General features: G+C 48.5%; 11 protein-coding genes. All 11 read right to left on the bottom strand.

Annotated features, from left to right (window positions below):
• Window positions 1–6 precede the first annotated feature (6 nt).
• Window positions 7–2979 carry a glycoside hydrolase family 2 protein gene (locus tag JCM15548_RS06815; protein ID WP_062123751.1) on the bottom strand — a complete coding sequence of 991 codons (2973 nt, stop codon included), beginning with the start codon at window positions 2977–2979 and terminating at the stop codon, window positions 7–9.
• A 230-nt stretch (window positions 2980–3209) separates the two neighbouring features.
• The gene (locus tag JCM15548_RS06810; RefSeq protein WP_157482488.1) at window positions 3210–5477 is read right to left on the bottom strand and encodes a hybrid sensor histidine kinase/response regulator transcription factor; all 2268 of its coding nucleotides are present in this window, start codon (window positions 5475–5477) and stop codon (window positions 3210–3212) included.
• Between the two features lie 23 nt (window positions 5478–5500).
• A complete protein-coding gene (locus JCM15548_RS06805) occupies window positions 5501–6922 on the bottom strand; it encodes a ligand-binding sensor domain-containing protein (protein WP_062123747.1) in 1422 nt (473 codons plus the stop codon).
• 7 nt (window positions 6923–6929) lie between these two features.
• Window positions 6930–7307, bottom strand: coding sequence for a glycoside hydrolase family protein (locus JCM15548_RS23230; protein ID WP_227625541.1), 378 nt, complete (start codon window positions 7305–7307; stop codon window positions 6930–6932).
• Complete coding sequence (locus JCM15548_RS06800) at window positions 7304–8008, bottom strand: family 43 glycosylhydrolase (RefSeq protein WP_227625540.1); 705 nt, start codon at window positions 8006–8008, stop codon at window positions 7304–7306. The genes JCM15548_RS23230 and JCM15548_RS06800 overlap by 4 nt, the downstream gene beginning before the upstream one ends.
• Before the next feature lie 152 nt (window positions 8009–8160).
• On the bottom strand, window positions 8161–9531 hold the full coding sequence (locus tag JCM15548_RS06795) for a glycoside hydrolase family 28 protein (protein WP_083985016.1): 1371 nt from the start codon (window positions 9529–9531) through the stop codon (window positions 8161–8163).
• Between the two features lie 42 nt (window positions 9532–9573).
• Complete coding sequence (locus JCM15548_RS06790; RefSeq protein WP_062123743.1) at window positions 9574–10956, bottom strand: FGGY-family carbohydrate kinase; 1383 nt, start codon at window positions 10954–10956, stop codon at window positions 9574–9576.
• Between the two features lie 72 nt (window positions 10957–11028).
• A complete protein-coding gene (locus JCM15548_RS06785) occupies window positions 11029–12297 on the bottom strand; it encodes an L-rhamnose isomerase (protein WP_062123741.1) in 1269 nt (422 codons plus the stop codon).
• A gap of 25 nt (window positions 12298–12322) precedes the next feature.
• Complete coding sequence (rhaT, locus tag JCM15548_RS06780; RefSeq protein WP_062123739.1) at window positions 12323–13411, bottom strand: L-rhamnose/proton symporter RhaT; 1089 nt, start codon at window positions 13409–13411, stop codon at window positions 12323–12325.
• 280 nt (window positions 13412–13691) lie between these two features.
• Complete coding sequence (locus tag JCM15548_RS06775) at window positions 13692–14942, bottom strand: zinc-binding dehydrogenase (RefSeq protein ID WP_227625539.1); 1251 nt, start codon at window positions 14940–14942, stop codon at window positions 13692–13694.
• A 7-nt stretch (window positions 14943–14949) separates the two neighbouring features.
• A complete protein-coding gene (locus JCM15548_RS06770; protein ID WP_062123737.1) occupies window positions 14950–16905 on the bottom strand; it encodes an SDR family NAD(P)-dependent oxidoreductase in 1956 nt (651 codons plus the stop codon).
• Window positions 16906–17046 lie beyond the last annotated feature (141 nt).

Here is a 17046-nt window from a genome sequence, read left to right as displayed (position 1 = left end):
CAGTATTTACTCCGCTTTTTCATAGAATTCAATTTCCACAATATTCAGACTGCCCTCACGATTTTCCTCTTGGTCGGCCAGCACAGCTTCATCCTTCTGTCCGGTAATCTCCACAATGCCGTACTCATCTTCATAACTGGTGGCACCAATCAACTGAACCATTACCTCCTTGCCTCTAATTGTTTCAAAATCAATACTGACATACCCTAAGTTACGGGGCGTACTACCCTTAAAAACTTCCCGACCTTCAACCGTAACGCGAATAGGGTAGCTGCGGGTTCTGTGACCACTGAGTTTTATGTTGATCTGACTCAATTCAGCTTCACGTTCTAATTGATAACGCACCCAGCCCTTGTCCAGATGATTGTCATTGGTCCAACTGGTTTCTTCGTTGTCATCAAAACTTTGTTTGACATCCTCACTATTGATGCCGGCATCCGCTGCCACAGGCTGGACAGCTATTCGGGTTTTTCGGTACGAAGGGGTCATGGGCGTAGGTCCTTTACCTATGAAAGAAGGTAATCCATCTGCCGGAAGCACTGTGCTTAAACCGTTTTGAGTAACAAATGGCAGGGTTGTTAACTCAAGTTTGGCCGTTTCAAGTCCCCTTGCCTTTGCGGTCAGTTGAATGGTTCCGGCTTCAGTAGTGGAGCGTACCAAAACACGGTTGACGCCCCCTTCTACTGGCAATTGCTTCGATAAAATATAATTATCCGGTCCCTGGGCAATGCCACCGAGCCACTCCGCAGGCCCCTGTAGCTCAAAGTTGACCATATTAAGGGCGGTGGGACAGCGACGCCCCTTGGCATCCACCACTTCCACCTGGACGAGGGCCACATCGGCTCCATCGGCTCTAAAGCCGGCAGGTGAAACCATGGGCGTCAATTGAAGCGCGTGGGGCTTCCCGGCTGATTGGCGAACCGCCTCAGTTACTTTCAGTCCTTCCTGATTGTACCCTACGGCTTTGATTTCGCCTTCTGCAAAACAGACATCTTCAAAAGTAAAGAGAAAGCGATGACTTTGCCGTCCCTTGCCCAGTAATTGACCATTCACGAACAATTCCACCTCCTCAGCACCGGAAACCACATATATATCCTTGACCGTGCCCTTTTTATAATTCCAGTGCCCCAGAATATGGGTCAGCGTGTCTTCCAGTTCCACCCATCCGGCCCACATAACCTGGTGGGCCCAGAAACCGTCTTTGGGAATGCGCATGGGATCGACTTCTCCGCTTCTGCGGTAATTCTCCTCTCCTCTATGGTGGGTGTTGGTATCACTGAAAATAATATTGGCACCGCCACTGTTCACCCGCTTACCGGTCCCCGGACGCTCGCGCCAGTATTCATTCCAGCGAATCACATTTTCAATGGCATGGGAATCCTGATTGCGGTTGTAAACACTGGCATCATCACCTTTGTAGAGCGGGCCATCGCCATCTTTGTGATAGGGAGGGGTAAACTCGTCCCAATACTTACGCAGGCCTTCATCCCGTGAATATTCATTGGCAAACAAAGGCTTGCGGGCACTCTTATTGATGTACAGCATTTCTCCTCCCCACTCTGCCGTTTTACTGGCCAGCATTTCCCGACTGCCCATGGCGCGACCACCATGGGGATCGTACTTGTCGCGCACAGCCAACAACTCCAACATGTGCGATTCACGTATGCCTTTATTGCCACCTTCGTAAAAAAGAATACTTGGATTGTTACGGTTATAAATAATGGCATCCCGCATCAACTCCACGCGTTGGTCCCAGCGTCGACCGGTGACATCATGTTCCGCATCTCCGGCAGGCATCACCTGAATCAAGCCCACCCGGTCGCTGCTTTCCACATCCTGTTTCCATGGGGTGATGTGCATCCAACGGACAAAATTCCCGTTACTTTCTATCATCAACTGATTGGAATAATCACTCAGCCAGGCAGGTACCGACATGCCCATAGCCGGCCATTCGTTGCTGGTACGCTGGGCATATCCTTTGAGCATGATCACGCGACCGTTTAAATAGATCATCCCATCCTTGTACTCCGTTTTCCGAAAACCGGTACGAATGGGAACTTCATCCACAATGGCACCGTCCATTTCCAAACGGGCACGCACCTTATATAAATAACCATAACCCCAGCTCCAGAATTCCAAATTGTCCATGTCGGCAGAAGCAGTTAAAACACTTAATCCGTCCGGAGAAATCATACGGGGTGAGCCTTTAAAGCGCTGGACTTCCTTTCCGTCCAAATCTTCCACCACCACATCCAGATTAACAACCCGGGCACGATCGGTCTCGTTGCGTACTTCAGACTCGACATGCACAGTGGCCTTTTTGGCCGGGATGTCAAAATCACTGGCATATACGTACACCCCGGTTGTTCCCAAATTAGAATACAAAGGAAGGGTCTGGTATACCTTATTGGTGATATGAAGAAAAACATTCTTGGTCAGCCCTCCATAATTGGCATTAAAATTTCGATCGGCCCACTGGTAACGCTGATTAAAAAACCGTTCGCGGTAGTTCCAGTCGTTATCTGTCCTTACAGCTATCACATTCTCCTGTGGGTAAGGCTTGAGCAGAGAAGTCAGGTTCAATCCTACAGCCATTACGCCATTCTCATGCAACCCCACCAAAGTACCATTGACATAAAATTCACCGGCTTGCCGGAGACCTTCAAATTCAACAAATACGTTTTTGTCATCACTTCCCTCAGGCAAAACAAAGGTCTTTCGGTACCAGGCAATACCGGTTGAAAGGTCTTTAATATCCAGTTTGAAGGCCTCATCCTCATTCCAGGCATGCGGCAAAGTAACAACCTCCCATTGCTGATCATTGAAGGATGTATGAGCTGCCCCTTCCGGATCACCTACATAGACTTTCCAGTCGGAATTAAAATTATACGCCCCGCGGTGCGGATTATTGGCGGTTGCCTTCGACTGAAGCAAGAAGGTCATAACAATTAACGACACAAAAAAAGATCTCAAGCTCATACTAACCGTTTTTCAAGATTGTTTACAATTTTATACAAACAAAAATAGCCGAAGCCCCACACCCCCTGCCTATCATTTCGGGTCAAAAACCAATCATTTTGTTTCACCAGGGATCAACAGGGCCTTTAACGAAGTCGTATAGGCGTATTTTTAAAATTTAGAGAAAGAAACAGGCAGGAAAGGAGCAACGCGAAATTCACGATTGACAGCCGACAAAAAACAAACCACGCTTAACGGTTTTGCATAAAAGACCGTGGCGTTTGACCGTAGTATTTCTGAAAAGCCCTTGAAAAATTCCCCGGCTCAGAATATCCGAGGCGGTCGGCCACTTCATTGACATTGTTTTCACCCGAACGCAACAAATCGGTCGCAAATTTCATGCGTATTCCGGTTACCAGTTCGGAGACCGATTGCCCACTTGTGGCCTTCACCTTGCGGTAGAGTTGGGTCCGACTTAAATGCAGACATTCGGCCAATTCTTGTACGTCAAAAACGCCTTCCTCAACGTGTTGCCGGACGCGTGAAAGAAATTCATCGACAGGGGCTTCCTCAACGGATGCTGGCGATGGTTCGCTGCTCCCCTTCTCTGCAATAGCAATGAGGCGTTCACGGATTTGATCCCGGGATGCCAGCAAACGTCGGATTTGTGCCAACAGGAGGGTCGACTGAAAAGGCTTGGTGAGATACACATCGGCTCCAGATTCCACCCCCTCTACATGGGCCTCGGAATCGCTTAAGGAGGTGAGCATAATGACGGGAATAAAACAGGTTCTCATGTCGTTGCGCAACTTCTCACAAAGTTCCAATCCCGATAATTCCGGCATCACCACATCGGTGATGACCAGGTCGGGATGGTTTTTCAGTGCCCGCTCAAAACCCATCTGACCATTGGAGGCCTGCAAAACCTGATAGAAGGGCTGAAGCGTTTCTGCCATATAATTTCTGATATCGTGGTCGTCTTCCACCAATAAAATGGTGGAAATCTCCACATCCACCCCGGCTTCCAATGAAGCGGAAGGATCCCCATCGTCAACTGAAGTGAGAAAGGAGGCGGGCAAATCCGCAGTGATTGACTGGTCGTTCACCACCGTCAGGGGCAATACCACCTTAAAGCAGGCCCCCTTTCCGACCTGGCTTTCTACTGAAATCTCTCCCTTATGCAACAATACCAATTCCCGGATATAGGCCAGACCCACTCCGTTGCTATTTTGGTCAGCCAGCTCATTCGCCTTATAAAACAGTTCAAAAATCTGATTCTGGATCTCAGGCGCAATGCCCTCGCCGGAATCACGCACGATGATCTGCACGTAAACGGGCCCATCAGGCTCCCGCTTACGACCGGCAACCTCTGAAACTTCCATGGAAATCCGTCCACCCTGCGGGGTATACTTGAAGGCATTGCCCAACAGATTATAGAAAACCTTCTCCATCTTATCCACATCTGCCCAAACAAGCAGCTGGGGAAGTTCGCTTTCAAAACGATAATCAATGCCCCGGGTAGCAGCCTTTACCTCAAAGGAAGCATAAATGGCATACAATAATTTTTGAAGAGCAGCCGGCTGCCAGTTAAAACTTTCGTGTCCCGACTCAATGCGCTTAAAGGCCAAAAGCTGATTGAGTAAGCGCAGCAAACGCTGCGCGTTCTTTTGAATCAGCGATAGATATCTCCCTTTGTCCTCAGGAGTAATCTCTGTATTGATCATGCGTTCCACCGGGTCGAGGATCAGGGTCAGCGGCGTCCGTAATTCATGAGAAATACTTGTAAAAAAGCGGGAACGCAGACTTTGCATTTCCTTGAGTTTATCAATCTCAAAGCGTTCGAGCTCAATTTGATGTTTCAATCGCCACTTGACGAGAAAAACATAATAAACCCCCATGACGATGAGCAGCAAAACCAAAAAATAGCCGATGTAGGCCAGAGGTCCGCGCCACCATGGCGGCAAAATCCGAATAGCCAGGCTTGTTTCCTGAGAATGCCATACCCCATTACTATTGGCCGCTTTCAACCTGAAAACATAATCCCCGGGTGGCAGACCGTTGTAAACAGCCCGCCGGAACCGGCCGTCCCCCTCTACCCAGTCACTGTCGAACCCCTCCAGGTAGTAGGCATAACGATTGTGGGCAGGATTGGCATAATGCATGGCCGAAAACTCCAGCGCAAAATTTCGTTGGTCATAGTCCAGCACCAAAGAAGACGTCAAATAGACGGGCTTTTTCAGTAACACTTTGCCACCCACTTCCCTGCCGGGAAGCACCCTTTCGTTATTCAAGTACAAATGGGTAATTCTCGCCTCAGGCGGATATTGGTTGCCCTGCATCTTATCCGGTAAGAAACTGACATACCCGTCAAGCCCCCCAAAATACAGGCGACCCGTTATCGAATCCCGATAGCCGGCCCCATCCATAAATTCATAGCCCCGATTGGCCACTCTGACCGTAAAATTGGTAATCGTCTCATCATCTATATCCACACGTGAAATGCCCCGTTTGTGACTCACCCACAAATGCCCTGCTTCATCCTTTAATATCCTGCGATGTAAGCATCTGCCAGTCCGTCGGCTTTATTAAAGACCTTGACCGCACCTGTATGGACATCAATTTGACAGAGGCCGTTACCGGTCCCTACCCACATATGTCCCAGTCCATCTTCCAAAAGAGAATAAACCCGGTTATCCGGCAATTGTCTGCCAGGGGCTGAAGCCCTGGCATAGACCAGCGTATCGGTCCAGTCTCCAGTCACCGGGTCCCGCGAAATCCGGAAGAGTCCGGACAACTCCGTCCCTGCCCAAATACTGCCATCCCGGCCAAATTCCAAAGCCATGACACTGGAAGGCGTCTCCATAAAAGGCAGGTCGTAGGTCTCGAACTCATCCGCCGCACGGTTGTAACGCAGCAAGTTATTAAATCCGCCCACCCACAGGGTTCCGGACCGGTCTTCTGAAACGACGTAATAAGGGGTATTGGCCACCTTGTCGGGATGATATCTTTGAATGTGTTCCGTGTCCCGGTGATACCGGTACAACCCCATCCGGTACCCCATCCAAACATCACCGACTTTGTCAAGGTACATGGCACGAATGTTATCAGAGCTAAAGGCCGGATGGCGAACAGGCTTCAAAACCTCGGCACGTCCAGTTGTTTTATCCGTCAAGGCCCAACCGTTGGCACTCGATCCCAGCCAAAGCTGGTCGGCATCCACCAGAATGGTGCGTACCGGCGCCTTAATCAAATGCTCATCCACTTCTAAGACAAAAGGGGTATAAGTGAAGTGGTCGGATTCAACATCGACATAATTAACGCCTCCCATGGCCGTACCCACCCACAATATGCCGGTTTCATCCAGATAAATACTGTACACAATATCGTTACTCAGCCCGGGCTCAGAAAAAATACCGGAATGGTATTCCATGGAAGCCCCGCTTTTCTGGTCGGTCTGCCATAGGCGGTGTTCCCGAATCTCCCATCGAAAGGCCTCATTTTCTGCTTCGTAATAATAATGGGCATTGTGTCGGTAGGTAGAATCCTGCAAGCCTTCAGGCAATTCATTCGGGTTAAAGCGGGTAAAATCATTCGTTTCGTAGTTGTAACGGCAGACAATGGTATCAAAGGTGGATACCCAAATATCGCCTGCGCCGTCTTTATAAAGCAGGTGCACCCGATTGTTAACCAGCGATGTACTGTCGTCCGGATCAAAATGGTAATTGGTAAATTGATAACCATCATAGCGACTCAGTCCGTTCCAGGTGCCAAACCACATAAAACCGTACTTGTCGCGCACAATAGAATGCACCGTATTCTGAGGCAGTCCATCCTCCACCGTCAAATGGGCAAATTGCAGATGCTTCTGCCCGGTGCTGCTGGTCGCTCCTAAAAATAGCAACAAAAATCCCAACACCAGCGCCGTTGACCATTGTATCGATAGAAAATTAACTTTTTGACTCATGGATGTATCAAACCTTTAACTGTTGCCATCTTATCGCCTCTAAGAAATTGATCCCGGGTCTACTCGGCTGATGCAGCCGCATCCACAGCGGTTGATCACGGTCACAGACCAAACGTCCGTCCTCGAAAAACAACTCGACCACCTGAAGGGAACTGCGTCGTTGCTCGAATAAATCATGCGGATCGGTACCGTCGCGTCTGCCCGGATGCGTGAAATAATACAGAAAGGCGCGATCGTTGTTGATCACCACATCGGCATGTCCGCCCATCACTTGATCGTCCTCCCCTGTTCCTGGAGCCTCCAGCAGATTGCCGGGCAGGTGCTTCCAATCCAGCAGATCGTCACTTTTATAAACGGCCAGACCACTCCAGACATCCGTGATCATCCAGTATTGACCTTTCCACTCGAACACTTTTGGTCCCTCGCCCCCACGGCTCTGTCGATGGACACCCTTCCCTTGTCGGTCCATTGGAACAAATCCGGACTATCGGCATAAAACATGGCCTTACCGGCTCTTTCATTGTTGTACCACAAACGCCAGGAACCATCGGGCAACTGAAAAACGCAGGCATCGATAACACGGTCAGAGGCCAGTTCCAATTTGGACTGAAATTCCCAATTAATCAGATTGGTACTGGTCAGGTGCAGGATATCCCTGGGGTGACGCCAATCCTGAAAGATACCGGGCACATAAGTCAGATACATGTGGTACAGACCTTCGTGCTCAATGACCTCGGGGGCCCAGTGCGTATAATCTTTCAAGCGGTAATCGATATCGGCCGTATCCCGGTAGGTCCAGTTGACCCCGTCTTTGGAGGCGGCAATACCAATCCGGGTACCGTGCACCCACTCAAAACCATTCAGGGTGGTGTCCTTGGCCCGGCGGTTGGTATAAAACATAAACCACTCTTCTGCTTCCCTGTTAAAGACAACCACCGGATCGGCCGTGCCGTCATATACCGGGTCCCGAAACAGTGGCTTGGGGACCAGCACATCTTCCTGAGAAGCCGAAAAGTCACAGGCGCCCAAAACCAACACCATCAGAATCAACATGATTCTTCCGAAGAAATATTTAAAGTCTGTCATAATTATCAATGGTTCGTAAAACAAAAATAAAGATACACACAATTTAACACATATCCATTCTAACAAAACAACTGCTTTGGCCATGGGGTCAAAGCAGTTACAACTCATTTATAATTCAAACACACTAAAAAGCGTTTTGGCAACGGCCGCCACTAAAGCGCCTCAAAGCCCTCAACATTTTTGTGTATGTGCGCTTCCTGTGAAAGCGCACCATAAGTAACATTTTCCAGACGAATATCCTTCACCGGCATTTCTTCCTCCCCCAAAATGCGCGAAACAAATTGGACATCCCCTATCTGGATATTGGTCAACACCACATCCGAAATAGTGGTCAGTCGTCGCTCATAAGTCGGCACCAAATCCCGCCACTGATACAACACATCCGTCTCAATACCCAGAACTCCATCCCGAATATCACCGGCTTTCACATTGTGGACAAAAATATTTTTCACATAACCGCCCCTGCGTTCATTGGTTTTGATAAAAACCAGGTGAAACATTTTGGCTCCCTCTTCCACGATGCAATTATCCATGAACACATTCTCCACGCCACCCGATAATTCACTGCCAATGGCCAAAAGCTGGTGACCGTTTTTTATGAGACAGTTACGAACCACCAGATTTTTGGTGGGGGTATTCAGGCGCCAGGCATCCTGGTTGCGACCCGATTTCACGGCAATGGCATCATCACCCTGATCAAATACACAGTCCTCGATGAGCATATTCTGGCTCATCTCCGGATCTACCCCGTCGTTGTTGTGGCCATGCGCCAAAACATGGACGCCCCTGATCACCACATCGCTGCTGAGGTAAGGGTGAATGACCCAAAAGGGACTGTTTTCAATGGAGACATCTTCGAGAAGCACATTTTTACAACGGTTGAATTGTATGAAATGGGGGCGCAAATTGGCATCGTTGCCCACCATTTGGCGCTCTTCCACAGGCACCCCCTGAGCGGCCATGTGGTACAACTCCTTCAGAGCCGCCATATGAGGCTCGGGACGGGGAAACCACTGTTCCCAGACGGCCATTTCGGCCTTCAATTTACCGGAGCCAGTTATGGCCACATTTTCACACTCGTAAGCATAGATGAGGGGCGAATAATTGTAGCATTCCATACCCTCCCAGGTGGTATGCACCGAGGGCAGATAGTGCTCCGGTTGACCGGAGAAAAGAAGAACGGCATCCGCTTCCAGATGTAAATTGACATGACTGCGGAAATGAATGGCCTTGGTGGGCCATTCTCCGGCGGGCACCACAACCACACCGCCTCCAGCAGCAGAGGCTTGCTCCATGGCCTGGGCTATGGCAGCGGTGGTCGCCTCCAAATCATTTGCCCGGGCGCCAAACTCGGTGATATCCAAACGGACGCAAGCCGAAAAATCAGGCACGGTGATCTCGGGCATATCAAAAGGTGCTTCAACAGCAATGGATTGGTGGGTAACGGGACTCGTTTTTGGCCCACAGGCCGAAAACAAACCGGTCATCACCATCAGCAAAATCAAAAAACTAAAATTATTCATGGTCAAAAATTTTAAGGCCATTTCCAACAAACGGCTATTCCATTACACCAGTTCTTTAAAAGATTTCCAGCGCTTCAGATCCAGGTCAATTTCGGGTTGGGCATATTTTAACACACCATTCATAATAACCAATGCAGCGCCCAGGGCACTGGAATTGTCCACACGTGAAGTCAGCACTTCATACGAAGGGAAGAAGTCGCCCATGAGGCGAACAAAAATCTCATTGCGGGCAAACCCACCGGAGACAAACATTTTATGAACCTGTCTTTGGTCACTGATGACCAGACGAATGGACTGTGCGGTCAGGCGCGACAAATCAAACATTAATTGGTGGTAAGCCGTATTAAAATCGGCAAAGGCACTCAGGTCAATGGCCTCGTCCACATAAGCTTCCGGCACGCCGGAAGCGAAGAAGCCAGGCAAGGGACAAGTGCCATCCACCATTTGACCGACCAGCTCGCGATCGACCACAATATCTTTATAAGCCTGTGGCGACACGTCAAACCACTTGGTCAGGCGTTCCACATTCACATCGTGAATGTGGCCCAGAAAGAAGCGGGAAGATTTAACACTGTTTTGGTTGACACTGATATAACACAGGGAATCCTGCTTTAATTCTTCCGCCGTTAAAGGCTCATGGTTAAAGGGGTTCATATTGATGCACCAGGTACCGGTACTGATAAGCAAAAAGGGTTCCGATTCGGCCATCAGATAGGGTACCAGAGAGGCAGAACTGTCATGAATACCCACACCACATTTCACTTCACTATCGCCCACAGTTACTTTGTAAAGCGTATTATTTTTAACCGGATCGGGCAAGGAAACGCCTGCCTCCCTGAGCCAGGGGTGATATTCCTGGTGGTCAAAGTCCCACATAAAGGTATGGCAGCCAATGGAGGTCAACTCTGACACATACTTCCTTGTTAGCAGAGATGATAAATACTGGGGAAAATGCAGGATGTGCCGCGCTTTTGAGAAAACATCCGGTCGCTCCGACTGCATCCAACTGATTTGAACACCGGAATTGAGCATCATGCCCAGGGCCGGACTCGCTGTGTTGCGGCAAAATTCCACCTCACCGCCATTCTGATCAAACAAGGCTTGCTGAAATTGTGCATCAATGGGTTTTAAATAATTGTAAACGGGGGTCAATCGCTTGCCCTCCCCATCCAACCACACCAAAGTGGCGCCATAGGTCGAGAAATTAACACCTGCCAATTCGTAATGCTTGTTGCACACCAGATTCTCCAAAAAAGAAAACATCCATGATTCTATCCGTTCAATGTCATCACACTCTACGCCATCCTCATCCACTGTGGTTGAGAACTTCTCCTCTGTCTCATAGACAACTTTCAGAGATTTATTAATGAGTAAGACCTTTTTATTGGTCTTGCCAATATCGAATATGGCCACAACTTTTTCCATGCCAGCTAACTTTCTACGTTACAAAAAAAGCCCACGAAATGCAGGTGCATTTGGTGGGCCTTTATCATTCATCTATCTCTTCACCAAAACCGCTTGCTCATATTTTTGAACATCGGCTATAAAACCATCTCCTGAAGGTACATTATTGACCTGGCAGTAATAATCCCACACGGCGCCAAACGATCGGGTTTTAAGTACTTCCAACAAAGCCAGTCGCTCAAAATACTGTCCTTTTTCTTCGTATTCCCGTAAGGTCTTGGTCGGTTCCAGCATGGCCACCATAAAGGCTTGTTGGGCCGCACGGGTACCTACAACGTAAGCGCCGACCCGATTGATGGAACCATCAAAAAAGTCGAGGCCGATTTTCACCCGGTCCAGATAATTGTTGCGTACAATTTCACTGGCAATCAGGCGCACCTCATCGTTGAAAGTTACCACGTGGTCGGAGTCCCAGCGAATGGGTCGACTGATGTGCAGCAATACATCATCCACGAACTGCAGGCAGGAAGAAATCTTATCGCCCACCGACTCAGTCAGGTGAAAGTGTCCGCTGTCCAGACAAATGGCCTTGCTATTGGCAATGGCATACCCAAGGTAAAAGTCGTGCGAACCCACTGTCATTGATTCGGCACCAATACCAAAGAGCTTACTTTCCACGGCGTCAATCATGTGTTCTTTGGAATAGGGAGTGGACAAGGCCTCATCCAAAGAGGCTTTCAAAAGGGCGCGGTGACCGTTTCGATCGATGGGCTCATCTTTGGAACCATCCGGAATCCAGGTATTCATGACACAGGGTGTTCCCAGTTGCTTACCCATTTCAGCAGAAATGGCCCGGCAGCGCTTCACATGTTCAATCCAGAATTTCCGCACACTTTCGTCTTTACTCGACAGAGTAAAACCGGTGTCGGCCATGGGATGAGAAAAACAGGTCGGGTTAAAATCCAGTCCCATGCCGCGCTCCTTGGCCCAATCAATCCAGCCCTGGAAATGCTTCACTTCAATCTGGTCCCGATCGACCAACTCGCCACCAAACTCGCCATAGATGGCGTGCAGGTTGAGTCGTTGTTTACCGGGCAATAGTGCCAGCACCTTATCCAGGTCGGTCCGCATCTCCTCAATACTGGTCGCTTTTCCAGGGTAATTACCGGTCACCTGAATGCCACCGCCACCCAGCTCGGCATCGGGCTTCTCAAATCCACCCACATCATCGGTCTGCCAGCAGTGCAGACTAATTTGCACTTTATCCATTTGTTTCAGAACGGCATCGGTATCCACACCCAGAGCTTTATACTGCTCTTTCGCCAGTTCATAAGCCTTTTTCACACTCTCTTTACTATCCATAATATAACTGTCTTAAAAAATTAAATCAATTGGTGGCGGTTATCCCCATGGCATTGCCAATACCTACAATGATAACGGCTAATAAAATAACGGCGATACCCATCGAAATGGTCAAAATGGTTTTGCGTGAAGTCCCTTTCCATTCCTTGTTATAAATACCCCACATATTGGCGGTAAGGATGATGGTGGACATGTGCAAAATCCAGGAGCTCGCGCCACTGCCAATCTTGCTTTCTCCCATTCCATAAAAGAAGAACTGCAAAAACCAGGTGGTTCCGGCCAGAGCGGCAAACATATAATTATTGAACAAGGGCTTCTTCTTATTCACATAATCGGGATATGTCCTGTTTCTGATACTCAGAATAACACACCAGATTAAGTTGGTGGTTAAGCCCCCCCATAAAATAACGACAAAGGTGACGTTGTTGGCAAACAGCAAGCTTGATCCGGTAAAGAACCTGTCGGGCACCATGGCTGCCTCTTCTGCAATCACCTTTCCGGCTTCTATTCCAAAACTGAAGAACGAACTCAAAACCCCTGAAATAATCGCAATTACCAAACCTTTCACGAGGGCAAATTCCTTAACACTGGCTTGCTTTTGCTCAGAAGAAAGTTCTCCCTCCTTCATCACACCGGCCTTACCGGTAATGGCGATACCAATCAAGGAGACCACCACGCCAAAAAGTACGACCAAGCCGCCGGGTGAGTTAAACATGTCGGAGATGGTAATTTTCCCTGGAACGGCCATAATGTTGTAATAAATGGGCGGCACCAGAGAACCAAAAGCGGCACTCACACCTAAAATAACAGAGTTACCCAAAGACATTCCAAGGTAACGAACACCCAGACCATAAGTCAATCCTCCAATACCCCACATCACTCCCAAAAAGTAGGTCAGATAAATAATCTGGGTAGAAGCGCCCATGATGATGTCAAAGAAACCCGGTATGGTCAGATAGGCAGCCAGCGGCGGCACAATCAACCATGAAAACAGTCCCCCGACCAACCAATACGTCTCCCAGGCCCAGCCTTTCACCTTATTAAAAGGCATATAAAAACTACCCGACGCGAACCCTCCAATGGAGTGAAAAAGAATCCCTAATAATGCTTGCATATAAATTAAATTTAATGGCGGATTAAACTATTTTTAATATTTTACCAAAAATAGAGCTTAAAAAATGCTCTGACAATACACAAATTGACACTAATTTTATATTTTTTGACATCTTAAAAACCTTTAAAACAGCACGAAAAAGCGCCCCTGTTGGGCTGTAAACAGCTCAACAGGGGCGCATCACACCTAAATAATTGTTACTTCTTAAGCCAATAAAATGGTGGATTTTACCGGCGCGTATCCATCCCTTGCCTCTATTTTAACAAATGGCCTTTTTCCATCATAATCTCTTCGGCTTCCAGGTTCCACAAACCTTGTGTTTTTGACAGGAGGCATGCAGCTCAGCAAACACAGTATTGGTCTTTCCTTTCTCTTCAAAATCAGAAATAGCGGTCAAAGGCAGCTCCACATGGGTGTAAATCAACTTTTTACCACCGGGAATTTCCGGCAGGCGCAAGGTCGTATCGATAACCGCATCCAGGCCTCCGATGTGCGTGACCAGTCCGGCCGGATCCAGTCCCTTGCCCATCAGTTGCAAGGCTTCTTTCATGTCGTCCGTATTCCCGCCACTGGTGCCCACAATGTGGGTAAATTCATAGTGGATCTTATAAAAATTAAGCGGTGCCGTAAAGTCAGGATTACTTGGACCCGCAAAAAAGTTGAGACAGCCATCAAAGGCTAAGATGGCATCTGCCTGCTCAATTATAGGTACAACCGGGGCAAACACAAACACATCATCATAACCATAGCCGCCAGTCAAGTCCTTCAGTTCCTCAGCCGGAGAAGCCATTTCCTTGGTATTAACATAGCGCAAATCAATCCCTTTCGCCCTGGCCGATTCCACAGAATACAGACTCTCGGCCCTATCCAGACGGGCTTGATCAATATCCGTCACCACCATCAGCGATGGTTTGCGGTCTTCCCGCTGCAACACGTAATTGATAGCCGCCAGTCCCATAGGGCCAACTCCTGCCAAAATGGCCATTTTGCCACCATCGACAATTTCCATTTTATGCACATAGGAGCCCGGCGTTGTATGATAATTGGCATGCATGGCACCTATCACACAGGATAAGGGCTCGGAAAGCGAGGCCGGATAATAGCCCTGTCCTTTGTATGGCAACAGGCATCCCAGTTCCATCACCTCATTGGGAACGATGACATAGGTCGCATCTCCGCCAATATGCTGATAAGAATATCCCGGTGCACTCAAAATGCCTACGGGTCCGTTCTCATAGTTTAAGGCAGGCTGAATGGAGAATTTATCCCCCACTTTAAATTGAGAGGACCACTTTGAACCTACCTGGACCAGTTCCCCGGCAAACTCATGACCGATCATGATGGGGTTTTCAGCCACATCATCCGGAATTCTCTTGTGGTCGGTGCCCTGGCTGGCGGCTTTGTAGGACGACATGCATATGCTGTCGCAAACCACCTTGGCCAGTATCTCATCGTCCTTTATTTCGGGCAACTCAAATTCCTCCATCCGAAGGTCTTTTTTGCCATATAATCTAATTGCTTTTGTCTTCATAGTTTATTTATTTCAACATAATTTGACCACCGGTAACAGGCAAGGCCTGACCCGTTTCATAAGCCTGATCAATCAGGTATATCACTCCTTTTACCACATCCTTAACCGTGCAACCACGCTGAATGGGTGTCTGGTTCAGGTAAAACTGTTTAACGTCCTCAATTGTTTGGGCACCGGGCACTTTTCCGGCCTCTAAATACTGCACAAACAATCCCCTTTCAGGATCGCTCCAGAGGGGGCCATCGTAAAAGTTTCCGGGACAAACACTGTTGACTTTGATGCGATCGGGCGCCAATTCAAGGGCGAAGGATTGTGTGAGACCAATACCACCAAATTTACCGCCGGCATAGGCAAAGTTCTTCTTGCTGCCACTGAGTCCACTCTTGCTGTTGATTTGAATGATGTCGGCCATATAATCCGCTTTGTATTGCGTCTGCAATTTCATCACTTTTGAAACCACTTTGGTGCAATAGAAGTAGGCATTGTAATTGATTTTTGTCACGAGGTCAAAGTTCTCCGGCGTCATCTCATCCAGACCGCCAGCCCTTAAAATACCGGCATTACTGATGAATACATCTACCCCGCCAAAGTGCTTGACGGTCTCGGCCACCAAATGCTCAATTTCTTCGGTTTTGCTGATGTCTGTTTTGACAAACAAGGCTTTGTTGCCACCTTTGATGGCATTCAACTCTGCTGCCGCAGCCCTGCCTTTTTCTACATTCAAATCAGCCACAACAATATTCGCTCCCTGCTCTTTCAACTCGCGGGCAATGCCTTCGCCAAATCCTTGCGCTGCACCGGTAACAATGACGGTGCGGTTCTCGACCCGACCTTTAGAAGCCACGACCGCCATGCTTCTGCGGTAGTTCTCTACCTCCCAGGTATCTATAAACCCGATTTGCGCATCGGTCATGAAGTGCTGGCCACCAAAGGACTCCGACAACCAGGAAATCTTCAACATGTCTTCAAATACATCCAGTATGATGTCGGTCTGCGCACTGTTTTCGCCAATGGCCACCATGCCAATGCCTTTGATCAGGACTACCTTAGGCGGATAGCCATTCGTTGCCACAAAATCCGTATAAGCGGTCTTGAAGCGTTCAATCACCACCGCGGGATTGGACTCATCAATGTAAAGGTATTTTGATTTGCAATAGACGATGATGTCCGGTGTGAAAGGTTTGCTCACCTTGTCAAAGGCCGCCGCACTGTCCGAGAAATGTTGCACCAGCGCATTGTTGCGTACTTTCAAAGTCTTCAGTTCCTCCGTACTGGCCAACATGCGCAGGGCGGGAATGATCTCTGTCACCACACCGGGCACCTCTACTTCCTGGGTGGGCAAGGGCTGCTTGAGGTGGCTGTCGATGCTTTTTAACAGACGGTCGTATATGTCACGGACCTCATCCACAGAATCGGACGACACAAAAATACCATGGTTCTGTAGCAAGATGACTTTTGGATCAAATCCATGGGCAGCCCGATACAATTTGATCTGCTTCTCTACCTCTTTAAACAGAATGTATCCCGGGTCGATATAGGGAATGTACAAGGCATCTTCCCCAAAAATGGATGGCAACACCTTTTCCACATCATTGGCGCACATCACACCATTAACCGCTGTGGGGTGCAGGTGAATCACATAGCTGTAGTCAATGACATCGTGCATGGAAGTCTCCACCGAGGGACGACGCTCAGAGGTCAAATTGGCGGCTGCCAAATCATCCTTCACCTGCCGTTCACGCTCAAAATTATCATCACTGTATGATTTACTGGCCACCAGGGCCAACTTTTTCCGGTCGAGTTGTGCAAAGCCCTCTTCGCCAATGGTGGCCAAAGCATGTCCACTGGCTTTCACCCATAGATGGTCGGCCGTTTTGTAAGAGGTATTGCCTCCCCCGGCGATCACAAATTCTTTGTGACGGCCGTATTCACGGGATATTTCTATTAATTTAGATAGCGTCATTTTTTTTTCAATTATAATGTTTTGAAAAAATATATTTTCTTTTTGGCTGTGCTGGAGCCGCACCGGGTTTGCTCAAGCCGCAAGGGCTTTTCCTTTTTGGCTGCAGCCCCAAAAAGGAAACAAAAGGGCCGCCGCTGCAAG

The organism is Geofilum rubicundum JCM 15548 (assembly GCF_000974365.1).
GTDB classification, from domain to species: Bacteria; Bacteroidota; Bacteroidia; order Bacteroidales; family Marinilabiliaceae; genus Geofilum; species Geofilum rubicundum.
This window is presented reverse-complemented; position numbering and strand designations above follow the sequence as displayed.